The organism is Streptomyces sp. NPDC045021 (genome assembly GCF_056432645.1).
Window position 1 is genome coordinate 165,031 of record NZ_JBWKIQ010000009.1, and the last position, 12,861, is coordinate 177,891.

12 protein-coding genes are annotated in these 12,861 nt (G+C 70.7%); 2 read left to right on the plus strand and 10 right to left on the minus strand.

Translation table 11 applies throughout. From position 1 onward, the window contains the following. Positions 1-54: 54 nt before the first annotated feature. The 5 genes from AC07DC_RS26205 to AC07DC_RS26225 all read right to left on the minus strand — a co-directional run bounded on the left by AC07DC_RS26205 (position 55) and on the right by AC07DC_RS26225 (position 6,685). A complete protein-coding gene (locus AC07DC_RS26205) occupies positions 55-1,896 on the minus strand; it encodes a TerD family protein (protein ID WP_478916937.1) in 1,842 nt (613 codons plus the stop codon). 137 nt (positions 1,897-2,033) lie between these two features. After that, a complete protein-coding gene (locus AC07DC_RS26210; RefSeq protein WP_478916938.1) occupies positions 2,034-2,612 on the minus strand; it encodes a TerD family protein in 579 nt (192 codons plus the stop codon). 116 nt (positions 2,613-2,728) lie between these two features. After that, on the minus strand, positions 2,729-4,825 hold the full coding sequence (gene uvrB / locus AC07DC_RS26215) for an excinuclease ABC subunit UvrB (RefSeq protein ID WP_478916940.1): 2,097 nt from the start codon (positions 4,823-4,825) through the stop codon (positions 2,729-2,731). A 39-nt stretch (positions 4,826-4,864) separates the two neighbouring features. Beyond that, the gene (locus AC07DC_RS26220) at positions 4,865-5,653 is read right to left on the minus strand and encodes an MHYT domain-containing protein (protein WP_478917119.1); all 789 of its coding nucleotides are present in this window, start codon (positions 5,651-5,653) and stop codon (positions 4,865-4,867) included. A gap of 75 nt (positions 5,654-5,728) precedes the next feature. Further along, complete coding sequence (locus AC07DC_RS26225; RefSeq protein ID WP_478916941.1) at positions 5,729-6,685, minus strand: hypothetical protein; 957 nt, start codon at positions 6,683-6,685, stop codon at positions 5,729-5,731. A gap of 134 nt (positions 6,686-6,819) precedes the next feature. Here AC07DC_RS26225 and AC07DC_RS26230 point away from each other — a divergent pair, with 134 nt between their 5' ends. Continuing rightward, positions 6,820-7,392, plus strand: a complete 573-nt coding sequence (locus AC07DC_RS26230; RefSeq protein WP_478916942.1) for a methylated-DNA--[protein]-cysteine S-methyltransferase — start codon at positions 6,820-6,822, stop codon at positions 7,390-7,392. A 68-nt stretch (positions 7,393-7,460) separates the two neighbouring features. Here AC07DC_RS26230 and AC07DC_RS26235 read toward each other — a convergent pair whose 3' ends face one another. From AC07DC_RS26235 to rpsA, 5 genes are all read right to left on the minus strand, one after another. Further along, positions 7,461-7,931 carry a cupin domain-containing protein gene (locus tag AC07DC_RS26235; protein WP_478916943.1) on the minus strand — a complete coding sequence of 157 codons (471 nt, stop codon included), beginning with the start codon at positions 7,929-7,931 and terminating at the stop codon, positions 7,461-7,463. 23 nt (positions 7,932-7,954) lie between these two features. Continuing rightward, positions 7,955-8,320 (minus strand): tetratricopeptide repeat protein, encoded by a 366-nt coding sequence (locus AC07DC_RS26240; RefSeq protein ID WP_478916944.1) that lies wholly within the window; start codon positions 8,318-8,320, stop codon positions 7,955-7,957. Positions 8,321-8,424: 104 nt separating this feature from the next. Then, on the minus strand, positions 8,425-9,024 hold the full coding sequence (gene coaE / locus AC07DC_RS26245) for a dephospho-CoA kinase (RefSeq protein WP_478917120.1): 600 nt from the start codon (positions 9,022-9,024) through the stop codon (positions 8,425-8,427). Between the two features lie 75 nt (positions 9,025-9,099). Continuing rightward, positions 9,100-10,035 carry a PAC2 family protein gene (locus AC07DC_RS26250; protein ID WP_478916945.1) on the minus strand — a complete coding sequence of 312 codons (936 nt, stop codon included), beginning with the start codon at positions 10,033-10,035 and terminating at the stop codon, positions 9,100-9,102. 157 nt (positions 10,036-10,192) lie between these two features. Continuing rightward, positions 10,193-11,701: a 30S ribosomal protein S1 gene (rpsA, locus tag AC07DC_RS26255; protein ID WP_478916946.1), complete on the minus strand. Its 1,509-nt coding sequence runs from the start codon at positions 11,699-11,701 to the stop codon at positions 10,193-10,195. A gap of 317 nt (positions 11,702-12,018) precedes the next feature. On the opposite strand from rpsA, the gene AC07DC_RS26260 reads away from it, so the two are divergent. Then, complete coding sequence (locus tag AC07DC_RS26260; protein ID WP_478916947.1) at positions 12,019-12,837, plus strand: class I SAM-dependent methyltransferase; 819 nt, start codon at positions 12,019-12,021, stop codon at positions 12,835-12,837. The last annotated feature ends 24 nt before the right edge of the window (positions 12,838-12,861 follow it).

Here is a 12,861-nt window from a genome sequence, read left to right on the forward strand (position 1 = left end):
GTGAACGGTACCGGAATCCCCAAGGGAGGGCAAAGGTAAGGTCAAAATCGCAGGTCAGCGGCCATAGGCCTGCCGAGCTGCCGCGACCTGGAGGAGGACCTGGGGCAGCACCCGACTACCCGGAGGCACAAGCAGCGGCTCGTACGTCCAGGCATGGCCGACCCAGGGATCCGCGAGGTGGTCCTCGGGGGTCGGGGTGAGCCGCATCAGGGCCCGCCACAGCGGGTCGAGGACCGGGCCGTACGCCCTCGCGTCGTCCCGGTCGGCCACCATCAGCAGGTGCACGCCGACCGACGGGCCCTCGTCGGCGAGGTACCGCAGCTGGTTGACGGTGCGGTCGTCGAAGCCGTACGGGAAGTCGTTGACGATCAGCAGCTGCTCGGCGGTGTCCAGGTCCACCGGCAGCGAGTCGGGGGCGCCGGCCCGCATGGCCATCTGCACCAGGTCCACCCGCTCGGTCATCCTGCCGATCAGCGCCGCCACTCCGGCCGCGCCGGCGGCGGGCGGCTCGCGCAGCGTGCCCGACTCCGTGAGCGGGGCGAGCGCGGTGGCACCGGTGCCGGCCGGGTCGATGACGTGTACCGAGAAGTCGCCGACCGGGTACGAGGCGAGCAGCCGGGCCGCGATGGTGACCGCGACATCCATGGCCAGGCGCCGGTCCTGGGCGCTGTCGATCCACAGACCGCGCTCCAGCGGCAGCCTGACCAGCAGCGGGATCCGCAGCTCCGGATTTTCGGGCAGATGCAGATTGCCGAGCCTCGCGGCCATCGGCACCTCCATCGGCACCGAGTAGCCGTGCCAGACCGGGCTCTCCCAGCCGGCGTAGGCCGGCGGCAGCGCCGGCTCGACGACCTCGGACTCGGCGCGCAGCTGCGCCAGGTCGCGGTCGAGGACGGCGCGGGCCTGATCCATCAGATCGGCCTGCTTGGCGCGGGCCTGGTCCCGGGCGGCGTCGGCGGCCGGGCCGACGCGGGTGCGCGGGTCGGCCAGCAGCCGGTCCAGCTCCTGGTCGAGCCGGGACTCGGCGAAGTCGACCGCGCTGCGGTACGCGGCGGTGCTGCGGGCCAGGTCCTCGAACATGCCCCAGACCTGGTTGTAGAGCCGCTCCTCCATCGTCCAGCCGCTGGCGTCACCGGCGACGGGCTGCGGAGCGCTCTGCGGGGGCGCGGTGTCCGCCGGCCGGCCGGCCGGAACGTCCGAGGCCTGCGGGGCCTTCGGGGCGGTGTGCCGCCGGGGATGCTGGTAGCTGACCGGACCGCCGCTCGGCGTCCCGGCGGAGGAGGCCGAGGATCCGGACTGCGGCCGCGGCGGCGGAGCGACCGAGCGGGCCAACCCCTTCGCCACCGCGTCATGGATGCCCGCGGCGAGCCCGGCGGCCTCCGGCACGCCCTGGTCCAGCAGCATCGCGGAGAGCCCGCCCGCGTACCCCTGGCCGACCGCGCGTACCTTCCACGCGCCCTGCCTGCGGTAGAGCTCGATGGCGACGACCGCGGTCTCCGGGCCGAGCCCGGTGATGGTGAATCCCGCGACCTCGGCCCCTTCCAGCGTGGTGACCGCGACATGCGGAGCGGCCACCACGCCGAAGGAGGCCGGAACACCGACCGCGGTGGGGAGCGCCAGCAGCACATGGACCCGGTGGACGTCCTCGGAGAGGGCGCCCAGGTCCACCGCGAGCCGGTGGGAGGCGGCAGCCTGCTGGGAGACCTCGAGGCCGGGGAGGTGCGGCGATCCGGGGTGGGCGATCCACTCCGTGCCGCTCACCCGCCCCTGCTCGTCGCCGAGGGTGGCCACGGCCACCACCGGCGTGCCCGCCGTCACCCGGATCTCCAGACGGCCGGCGCCCTCGGGCCCGGCCGGGAGCGGATGATTCTGTCCCCGGACCAGCTCGGCAGCCATGCCGCCACCCCCCATTGGTGTTGTACGCGCCGTGCTTGTGACGCGCGTGGTGCTGTTGTGCGTGTGGTGCTGTGTTGCTTGTCGTGCTGTGTTGCCGTGGTGCCTGTGAAGCCGTGGTTCCCGTGGCGCCTGTGGAGTCAGAGCGCCGGCAGGATCGACGGCATCAGGTCCTGGAACGTCCGGCCGGCGGCCGGCGTACCGATGGCGGTCATCGACCAACCGCTGCCCGCGCGCTGCACCTTGGCCATGATCTGGGCGGTGTACTGCCCGCCGCCGGTCAGGGTGTAGCGGGCCAGCTCCTGGCCGTTGGTCTCGTCGACGAGGCGGCAGAACGCGTTCTGCACCTCGGCGAAGGTCTGCCCGGTGAACGAGTTCACCGTGAAGACGATCTGGTCGATGTGGACCGGCACGCGCTGCAGGTCCACCAGGATCGACTCGTCGTCGCCACCCTGGCCGGCGCCGCCGACCAGGTTGTCGCCGGTGTGCCGGACGGAGCCGTCGTCGCTGACCAGATGCCGGAAGAACACCACGTCCACCGGCTGCTTGTCGGCGAAGAGCACCGCCGAGGCGTCGAGGTCGATCTCCCGGGTGCGGCTGCCGAACAGTCCGCGGCGGGGCGCGGCCTGCCAGCCGAGCCCCATCCGAACGGCCGTCAGCGTCCCCCCGTCGGACTTGGTAAGGCTGATCTGCTGGCCCTTGGTCATGTTGACCGTCACGCGCTGTCCCCTCTCACCCGTCACCGGACTGTGTGCGGTTGCCCCGCACCCTAACAAGACGCCGGGACAGCGCACCTCGGTTCGCCCCAGGGGAGGGTCTGTCCGCCGGACACGCCCTACGCGATACCGGCCTCCCGCATCTGGCGCAGCTCCTTCTTCAAGTCCCCCAGCTCGTCGCGGAGTCGGCCCGCGATCTCGAACTTCAGCTCGGCCGCGGCGGCGTGCATCTGCGCGGTGAGCTCGGCGATCAGGTCCGCCAGCTCCTCGGCCGGCAGGCTCTTGGAGACCCGCTTGCCGCCCGCCTTGGACGACAGCCCGGGCACCGGGGCCTTGCCCCGCGAGCGCTGCCGGCCGGAGCCCAACAGCTCCTCGGTGTCCGCGTCCTCGCGGGCGAACGAGTCGAGAATGCCCGCGATCTTCTTGCGGAGCGGCTGCGGGTCGATGCCGCGCTCGGTGTTGTAGGCGACCTGCTTGGCACGGCGCCGGTTGGTCTCGTCGATGGCCTGCGCCATCGCCGGGGTGATCGTGTCGGCGTACATGTGGACCTCGCCGGAGACGTTGCGCGCCGCACGGCCGATGGTCTGGATCAGGGAGGTGCCCGAGCGCAGGAAGCCCTGCTTGTCCGCGTCCAGGATCGCCACCAGCGACACCTCGGGAAGGTCCAGGCCCTCGCGCAGCAGGTTGATGCCGATCAGCACGTCGTACTCGCCGGCCCGCAGCTCGCTCAGCAGCTCCATCCGGCGCAGCGTGTCGATGTCGCTGTGCAAGTACCGCACCTGGATGCCGAGTTCCAGCATGTAGTCGGTGAGGTCCTCGGACATCTTCTTGGTGAGGGTGGTGACCAGCACCCTCTCGTTCCGCTCGGTGCGCAGCCGGATCTCGTGCACCAGGTCGTCGATCTGCCCCTCGGTCGGCTTGACGATGACCTGCGGGTCGACCAGCCCGGTCGGGCGGATGATCTGCTCGACCGCGCCGTCGCCGCGCGACAGCTCGTACTTGCCGGGGGTCGCCGACAGGTAGACGGTCTGGCCGATGCGCTCGAGGAACTCCTCCCACTTCAGCGGGCGGTTGTCCATCGCGGACGGCAGCCGGAAGCCGTGTTCGACCAGGGTGCGCTTGCGGGAGGCGTCACCCTCGTACATGGCGCCGATCTGCGGCACGGTGACATGCGACTCGTCGATGACCAGGAGGAAGTCCTCCGGGAAGTAGTCGATGAGCGTGTTCGGGGCGGTGCCCGCCTCACGGCCGTCCATGTGCCGCGAGTAGTTCTCGATCCCGGAGCAGCTGCCGATCTGCCGCATCATCTCGATGTCGTACGTGGTCCGCATGCGCAGCCGCTGGGCCTCCAGCAGCTTGCCCTGCTTCTCCATCGTCGCGAGGGTCGTCTCGAGCTCCTTCTCGATCCCCGCGACGGCGCGCTCCATGCGCTCGGGTCCCGCGACGTAGTGGGTGGCCGGGAAGACGTACATCTCCCGGTCGTCGCTGATGACCTCGCCGGTGAGCGGGTGGAGGGTGGACATCGCCTCGATCTCGTCACCGAACATCTCGATGCGGACGGCGAGCTCCTCATAGACCGGGAAGATCTCGATGGTGTCGCCCCGCACCCGGAAGGTGCCCCGGGAGAACGCCAGGTCGTTGCGGGTGTACTGGATGTCCACGAACTTGCGGAGCAGCTTGTCGCGGTCGATCGTGTCACCGACCCGGAGCCGCACCATCCGGTCGACGTACTCCTGCGGGGTGCCGAGGCCGTAGATGCAGGAGACCGACGCGACCACGACGACATCGCGACGGGTCAGCAGGGAATTGGTGGTGGAGTGGCGCAGCCGCTCGACCTCCTCGTTGATCGAGGAGTCCTTCTCGATGTAGGTGTCCGTCTGGGGGACGTACGCCTCGGGCTGGTAGTAGTCGTAGTACGACACGAAGTACTCGACGGCGTTGTTCGGCAGCAGCTCGCGGAACTCGTTCGCGAGCTGCGCCGCCAGGGTCTTGTTGGGTGCCATGACGAGCGTCGGGCGCTGGAGCCGTTCGATCATCCACGCCGTGGTCGCCGACTTTCCGGTGCCGGTCGCGCCGAGGAGGACGACATCCTTCTCACCTGCGCGGATGCGCCGCTCCAGCTCCTCGATGGCGGCCGGCTGGTCACCATTGGGCTGGAAGGGGCTGACGACCTCGAAGGGCGCCACAGTACGTTCGATGTCTGATACGGGCCGCATGGAACCACCGTACGGCCCAGCACTGACAAACAGCCGGGATCAGTGCGGACGACGGCCGTGGGCGGGCTCGCGGGCCGGTTCGTAGCGGGACGGCTGGGGGGCGCCGGGCGGATCCAGTGCCACGACGACCCCGGCCAGGAACAGGAACACCACCGGGCCGATCAGGACGGGCGCCAGGATCGCGGCCGGCGAGGCGCCGCCCAGGCCGCCGGCGATCCCCGAGTCGTGCAGATGCACCCGGAGCGCGGCCATCCCCGTGTAATGCATGCCGGTGACGGCGACACCCATGATGAGACTCGCCCCCAGGCTCGCGGCGAAGCCCTTGACCGAGACCGCGGCCCACAGCGCCGCGGTGGCTGCCACCACCGCGATGCCGATCGACAGGTAGACCGTCGTGGTGTTGTAGGCGAGCTCCGCGTCCAGCTTCATACCGGCCATGCCGAGGTAGTGCATGGCGGCCACCCCGACGCCGGTGATCGCGCCGGCGGCGAACAGGACAGGTAAGCCGCGGCCGAAGAATCCGACCAGGAAGACGCCGGCGCCGACCACGGCGACGGCCACCGCGAGACTCGCGAAGGTGATCGACTTGTCGTAGTTGATCTCCACCTGGTCGACGGTGAAGCCCATCATGGCGATGAAGTGCATCGTCCAGATGCCCGAGCCGATCGAGATGGCGCCCAGGGCGAGCCAGCCGGCCCGGCGGGAGCGCTCCATCACGAGCGCCCGGACCGTGCAGCGCAGCCCGAGAGCGGCGCCCAGGCAGGCCATGATGTAGGCCACCACGGGGGTGATCCAGCCGTACGTGAATCCGTTGACCGTTCCGTACATGCCGTCCACGGCGGGCCTTTCCGGCGCATCGAGTTGGCACACGATAGGACGACCGGGGGAACATCTGACCGACTTTCAGATTCCCTTTACCGACCCGTGATCCGGGTGCACGGTGACACGGCCCAGCGGTCCGTGCGGCCCCGAGGACAGCGCCGAACGCAGCGCGGCCACGACCTGCACCGGACCCATCGTCAGCGCCTCCCAAGGCACCCGGACGACCCGCAGGCCGCACGCGTCCAGCGGGCCGCGGCCGGCCGCCGGGCCGATCTCCAGCGCCACCCCTTCGCGCGCCCAGTAGGCGGCCGGTGACGCCAGGAACACACCGTCCAGGCGGAGTTCGGGCCGCCACAGCGGCGGCCGGAGCCCCGAGAGCGCGACGAGCGAGCGCAACTGCCCGGCGTCCGGGCGGCGTACCCGCCCGGGGAGCGAAAGCTCCCGCAGCGCCTCGGCGATCCCGGGCTTGCGGGACAGCGACGCGGCGCGCAGCTCACGCGCCAGCGCGGCCGGGTCGATCCCGCGGTCCCACACCAGCTCGCGGAGCACGGCCCGCATCCAGTCCGGGTCGCACGACGCCCGGACACCGTCCCCCGCTGCGCGCACCAGGGACGCGACGGGCAGCTCGTCGATCACCACGGCGCCGGGGAGGGTGCGCGCGTGGTGGACCCGGACCCAGGTGTGCGTCCTGAGCGCGCGCCCGGCCGGCACCAGCACGTCCACCACCCGCACCTCGGGGCGTACCGGGACCTCGCGCATCCCGTGCAGCGTCAGCGCCGCGACACCCGTCAGCTGCGCCTCGGCCTGCGGGTACCCGGCGTAGGCCAGGGCCGCCCGGCAGCGCTGCCACGCGGTCAGCGCACCCCGCCGCAGCACCACCACCCGCGGCAGCACCCGCTGCCAGGGACCGCCCGGACCGCAGCGCTTGCGCAGCGCCACCTCCGACACCCCGATGGCGGCCAGCTGGCCGACGGTCGCCACCCGCCGCTGGTCACGGGCGAGAATGCGCAGGGCCTGGGCAAAGTCGTTTCGCGTCATGCCGGCCCCCTCCCCCACCGGAGCCGGTCAACTACCCGCTGTGACAAGGCTGTCGAAGAGCGGCACCCGCGCGAGTGATCAGTGCGTGCCCCCGCTGACGGCCCGTTGTCAGTGGCCGGGCATACGCTGGCGGCATGACGAACACCGAGGGGCCTGACGTGGCGGACCGGCCCGCCACGGTGGCCTGGACGCGGCTGGACACCCCGATCGGCCCGCTGCTGCTCGCCGCGACCGGCCAGGGACTGGTCAGTGTCGTCTTCCGGGCCGACGAGGAGGTCACGGAGACCTTCCTGGACCGGCTGGGGCGCCGGCTGGGCGCGGACCCGGTCGAGGACTCCGGGGAGTCGGGGCGGCTCGCCCCCGCCGTCGACCAGCTGCGCGCGTACTTCGCCGGGGAGCTGCGCGAGTTCACTCTCGACCTGGACTGGTCGCTCACCGCCGGCTTCAACCGCCGCGTCCAGCGCGAGCTCGCCACCGGCGTGCCGTACGGCACGGTCGTCGGCTACCAGGACCTCGCCGACCGCGTCGGCGAGCCGGGCGCCGCCCGCGCCGTCGGCACCGCCATGGGCGCCAATCCGCTGCCGCTCGTCGTCCCTTGCCACCGCGTCGTGGAGAGCAACGGGGGCATAGGCGGCTTCGGCGGCGGCCTGGAGATCAAGCGGTACCTCCTGGCGCTGGAGGGCGTGCTCCCGGCGCCCCTGTTCTGACGCCCCTGTTCTGACAGGCCGGAACAGGTCGGAACAGGAGCGGGACGGGGTCGGGCTCGGTCAGGCGGTCAGTAGTGGCAGCCTGGGTCGGGCGCGTCGACCGAGAGCGCGTCACCCTCCGGCACCAGATACGTGACGTACAGGACGACCGGCACCGTGCCGAGATTGCGCCCGTTGTGCACCTTGCGGGCGCCGTCCGGCTCGACGAACGAGTCACCGGCGGTGCTGCGCACCACGGAGCAGTCGGCCAGCGTCCTGGTCAGCGTGCCCGACTGGACGACGGCGATCAGCGGCCCCTGGTGGTAGTGCCAGCCGGTCTCACCGCCGGGCGCGATGGTGATCGTGCGCACCACGACGTCCGTCCGCCCCTGGGTCCTGACCTTCAGACCCTCGGCGGAGGTGCCCTTGGCCAGGACCGTCGCCGTCACCCCGCTGCTCGGTGTCGCCAGGGCGCCGGACGGCACCAGCCCCAGCGCCACCACACATCCCGCCACGGCGGCCGCTCTGCGGATCCGGCTCCAGCGCCTGCTGCTGTCCATGTGCGGGGTCCCTCCGGAACGGTTCAGGAAGCGTCGAAACGAGCCGCCTCAACATAGTCCGGCCGCGGGTCCAGAGCGGCGGCCAACCGGAAGTGTCGCAGCGCTTCATCCGGACGGTTGGCACGCTGCAGCGTCCGGGCGAGCGCGAAGTGCGCGAAGGCGTTGTCGGGTTCCCGTTCCAGCACTATCTGGAACTCCAGCTCGGCCGGGCGCAGTTGGGCGGCGGCGAAGAAGGCGCGGGCCCGCAGCAGGCGCGCGGCGGTGTTCTCCGGGTGGGCGGCGATGACCGAGTCCAACAGCTTCACCGCTCCGCGCGGGTCGCGGGCTTCCAGCAACTGCTCCGCGGCGCGGAAATCGATGACGTGGGTCTCGGGGGTCTGCTCGGGCACGGCCGCCTCCCTTCCATGGCTCGGGTGACGACTGATCGTCGGCACAGACATACCCAACGCCGCCCCCCGCAATCACATTCCGGGCGGGCCCGGCCCCCCGGCACCTACCGCGCGACGCGGTCGCGCAGCTCCTGCCAGACCCGTTTGACCTGCGGTTCGAGCGCGTCCAGCGGGCCGTCGTTGTCGATGACGATGTCGGCGACAGCGAGCCGCTGCTCGCGGGTGGCCTGGGCCGACATCCGGGACCGGGCCTCGCTCTCGGCCATGCCGCGCAGCCGTACCAGGCGGTCGAGTTGGGTGTCGGGGGACGCGTCCACCACCACGACCAGGTCGTAGAGATCGGCGAGCGCGTTCTCGGTGAGCAGCGGGACGTCATGGATCACGATGTCGTCCTGGCCCGCGGCGGCCTCCAACTCGGCCGACCGGCGGCCCACGAGCGGATGCACGATCGTGTTCAGGGCCTGCAGCCTGGCGGGGTCGGCGAAGACGATCGAGCCCAGCTTGGGGCGGTCGAGCGCGCCGTCCGGAGTCAGCACCTCCGTGCCGAACTCGGCCACCACGGCGGCCAGTCCCGGCGATCCGGGCTCCACGACCTCCCGGGCGATCTTGTCGGCGTCCACGACGACGGCCCCGTACGACGCGAGCAGCCGCGACACTTCGCTCTTACCGGCGCCGATTCCGCCGGTCAGGCCCACCTTCACCATGCCCACCTTCACCATGGCGTCAGCCTAACCGGCGGCTCGTCAGCGCGACCCGCGATCCCCTGGCGGCTTCCGCCGTCAGCTTCCGTCGTCCTCCCGGTCCGCGAGGAACCGTTCGAACTCGGCGCCGAGGTCGTCGGCCGACGGCAGGTCGACCGGCTCGGCGATGAGGTTCTCCCGCGTCATCGAACCGGCCACCGCGTCGTACTGGCTCTCCAGCCCGCGGACGACCGAGACCAGCTCGCCGTCTCCCTCGGCGACCTGGCGGTCGATCTCGCCGCGGACGGTGTGCGCCTCGGCGCGCAGCGCGTGCGCCACCTCGGGCAGCACCAGGCCGGTGGCCGCGGTGATCGCTTCGAGTACGGCGAGGGCCGCGTCCGGGTACGGGGAACGCGACAGGTAGTGCGGCACGTGGGCGGCGACGCCCAGGACGTCACGGCCGGCCTCCGCGAGCCGCAGCTCGATGAGGGATTCGGCGCTGCCGGGCACCGTCGCTTCGTCGAACCAGCTGCGGTGGCCGGGCATCAGGTCCACCCGGTTGCCGTGCGGGGTCAGACCGACCGGGCGGGTGTGCGGAACACCCATCGGAATGCCGTGGAAGTTGATGGCCAGCCGCACGCCGAGCCGTTCGACGATCTGCAGCACGGCCGCGGCGAAGCGCTCCCACTCCACGTCCGGCTCGGAGCCGGTCAGCAGCAGGAAGGGCGTCTCCGTGGTGTCACGGACCAGATAGAGGGCGATCTCGGGCGCCTCGTACCCCGACCAGTGGTCACGCTCGAAGAGCATCAGGGGCCGGCGCGCGCGGTAGTCGACCAGCCGGTCCGCGTCGAAGCGGGCCACCAGCTGGTTGTCGAGGCGGTCCAGCAGCTGCTCCGAGATCTGCTCGCCGGTGTCCCCCGCGTCGATGTACCCCTCCAGGTGGTACAGCAGCACAGGGCCGGTCTCGCCGACCGCCTCGTCCACGGCCTCGGCACCGCCCGGCACAAATTCGTACAGTCCCTGCGGATCCAGCACTGTGATCGTTCCTCCTCGTTCTTCCTCCTCGGAAACGTGCGAGGAGCTGGGAGCATTCCCGCATCCGGGCCCGCTTCACCCCCCGACAACGCGGAAGGCCCGCTCCCCTCTCGGGGAACGGGCCTTCCGACCGTACGGCTACCTGCAGGTCAGAGCGTCAGCTCTGGCCGCCGGCCAGCTTCTCGCGGAGCGCGGCCAGTGCCTCGTCCGACGCCAGGGCGCCGGAGTTGTCGTCCGACTCCGAGGAGTAGGAACCGCCGCCACCGACACCGGCGGAGCTGGCGGCGCCGGCGGGAGCCGCAGCACCCTCGGCCTCCGCCTTCTCGTCGGCCTCGCGGGACTTGATGACCTGGGCCTGGTGCTGCTCGAAGCGGGTCTGGGCCGTGGCGTACTGGCCTTCCCACTCCTCGCGCTGCTTCTCGAAGCCCTCGAGCCAGTCGTTGGTCTCGGGGTCGAAGCCCTCGGGGTAGATGTAGTTGCCCGCGTCGTCGTACGAGGCAGCCATACCGTAGAGGGTCGGGTCGAACTCGACCGAGGCCGGGTCGGCACCGAAGGACTCGTTGGCCTGCTTCAGCGAGAGGCTGATGCGGCGGCGCTCGAGGTCGATGTCGATGACCTTGACGAAGATCTCGTCGTTGACCTGGACGACCTGCTCCGGGATCTCCACGTGGCGCTCGGCCAGCTCGGAGATGTGGACCAGGCCCTCGATGCCCTCGTCGACGCGCACGAACGCACCGAACGGAACGAGCTTGGTGACCTTACCGGGAACGACCTGGCCGATCTGGTGCGTCCGGGCGAACTGCTGCCACGGGTCTTCCTGGGTCGCCTTCAGCGACAGGGAGACACGCTCGCGGTCCATGTCCACGTCGAGAACCTCGACGGTGACTTCCTGGCCGACCTCGACAACCTCGGACGGGTGGTCGATGTGCTTCCAGGACAGCTCGGAGACGTGCACGAGACCGTCGACGCCGCCGAGGTCCACGAACGCACCGAAGTTGACGATCGAGGAAACGACGCCGGAGCGGACCTGGCCCTTCTGCAGGGTCGTGAGGAAGGTCTGACGGACCTCGCTCTGGGTCTGCTCGAGCCAGGCACGGCGGGACAGGACCACGTTGTTGCGGTTCTTGTCCAGCTCGATGATCTTGGCCTCGAGCTCCTTGCCCACGTACGGCTGGAGGTCGCGGACGCGACGCATCTCGACGAGCGAGGCGGGCAGGAAGCCGCGGAGGCCGATGTCGAGGATGAGACCACCCTTGACGACCTCGATGACGGTACCGGTGACGATCCCGTCTTCTTCCTTGATCTTCTCGATGGTGCCCCAGGCACGCTCGTACTGAGCGCGCTTCTTCGAGAGGATCAGGCGGCCTTCCTTGTCCTCCTTCTGGAGAACCAGGGCTTCGATCTCGTCGCCGACCTTGACGACCTCATTGGGGTCGACGTCGTGCTTGATCGAAAGCTCGCGGGACGGGATGACGCCCTCGGTCTTGTAACCGATGTCGAGCAGGACCTCGTCCCGGTCGACCTTTACGATCACGCCTTCGACGATGTCGCCGTCGTTGAAGTACTTGATCGTCGCATCGATAGCTGCGAGGAAGTCTTCCTCGGAACCGATGTCGTTGACCGCCACCTGCGGGGTGGTGCGCGTTGCCTCGGTGCTGCTCGTCATATGGGGAAGGGCTCCGGTACGGACAGAAGTTGTAGGTACTGCTACGCCAGGACCCGTGATCGCACCGCCGAAGCCGGACAGCCTCAAGACAGACCTTCCAAATGATTCGGAGAGTCGCCTCGAGGACCGAGGGGAAACAACCAGTGCGAGCGCAACCTGCTACGTCTGAGGTGCGCAGGCCCGCAGCGCAACTTGTAGCATACGGGGGCAGCCGGACACGGTCAATGCGCGAAGGGCCCACCTGGGGCAGAACAACCCATACCCGGTGCAAGTGCCCCCATCAGCAGGTCCAACCAGAGAGTACGACGACAACCGCGATGAGCCAAGGACCCGAACCAGAAGCCACCCGGCGTACCGCGGGCGTCACGGAAAGCAGCCGGGCCAACCGGGGCTGGTGGGACCGGAACGCCGACGAGTACCAGGTCGAGCACGGAGCCTTCCTCGGCGACGGGAACTTCGTCTGGGGGCCGGAGGGGCTGGACGAGGCCGACGCCGGACTGCTCGGCCCGGCCGCGGAGCTCGCCGGCCTGGCGGTGCTGGAGATCGGCGCCGGCGCGGCGCAGTGCTCGCGCTGGCTGGCGGCGCGCGGGGCGCGGCCGGTCGCCCTCGACCTCTCCCACCGGCAGCTGCAGCACGCGCGCCGGATCGACGAGGAGTCGGCGGACGGCGGCTTCCCGCTCGTCCAGGCCGACGCCGGGACGCTGCCGTTCACGGACGGCTCCTTCGACCTGGCGTGCTCGGCGTACGGCGCACTCCCCTTCGTCGCCGACCCCGAACGCGTGCAGCGCGAGGTGCACCGGGTGCTGCGGCCGGGCGGGCGCTGGGTCTTCTCCGTCACCCACCCGATCCGCTGGGCCTTCCCCGACGAGCCGGGCGTCGAGGGGCTGACCGCGGTCTCCTCCTACTTCGACCGCACCCCGTACGTCGAGCAGGACGAGCGCGGGCTCGCCGAGTACGTCGAGCACCACCGAACCCTCGGCGACCGGGTGCGGGAGATCGCCGCTGCCGGCTTCCAGCTGGTCGACCTCGTCGAGCCGCAGTGGCCGGAGTGGAACACCCAGGAGTGGGGCGGCTGGTCGCCGCTGCGCGGCGCCGTCCTGCCGGGGACCGCGATCTTCGTGTGTGTAAAGGCGTAAAGACGTAAAGAGGTGACAGGCACA

Bases quoted from the DNA above. Each gene is read 5' to 3' on its own strand.
- AC07DC_RS26230 (WP_478916942.1), top strand. From the start codon at position 6,820: ATGACGAACACCGAGGGGCCTGACGTGGCGGACCGGCCCGCCACGGTG.
- AC07DC_RS26205 (WP_478916937.1), bottom strand. From the start codon at position 1,896: ATGGCTGCCGAGCTGGTCCGGGGACAGAATCATCCGCTCCCGGCCGGG.
- rpsA (WP_478916946.1), bottom strand. From the start codon at position 11,701: ATGACGAGCAGCACCGAGGCAACGCGCACCACCCCGCAGGTGGCGGTC.
- AC07DC_RS26220 (WP_478917119.1), bottom strand. From the start codon at position 5,653: ATGTACGGAACGGTCAACGGATTCACGTACGGCTGGATCACCCCCGTG.
- AC07DC_RS26260 (WP_478916947.1), top strand. From the start codon at position 12,019: ATGAGCCAAGGACCCGAACCAGAAGCCACCCGGCGTACCGCGGGCGTC.
- AC07DC_RS26235 (WP_478916943.1), bottom strand. From the start codon at position 7,931: ATGGACAGCAGCAGGCGCTGGAGCCGGATCCGCAGAGCGGCCGCCGTG.
- uvrB (WP_478916940.1), bottom strand. From the start codon at position 4,825: ATGCGGCCCGTATCAGACATCGAACGTACTGTGGCGCCCTTCGAGGTC.
- coaE (WP_478917120.1), bottom strand. From the start codon at position 9,024: ATGGTGAAGGTGGGCCTGACCGGCGGAATCGGCGCCGGTAAGAGCGAA.
- AC07DC_RS26225 (WP_478916941.1), bottom strand. From the start codon at position 6,685: ATGACGCGAAACGACTTTGCCCAGGCCCTGCGCATTCTCGCCCGTGAC.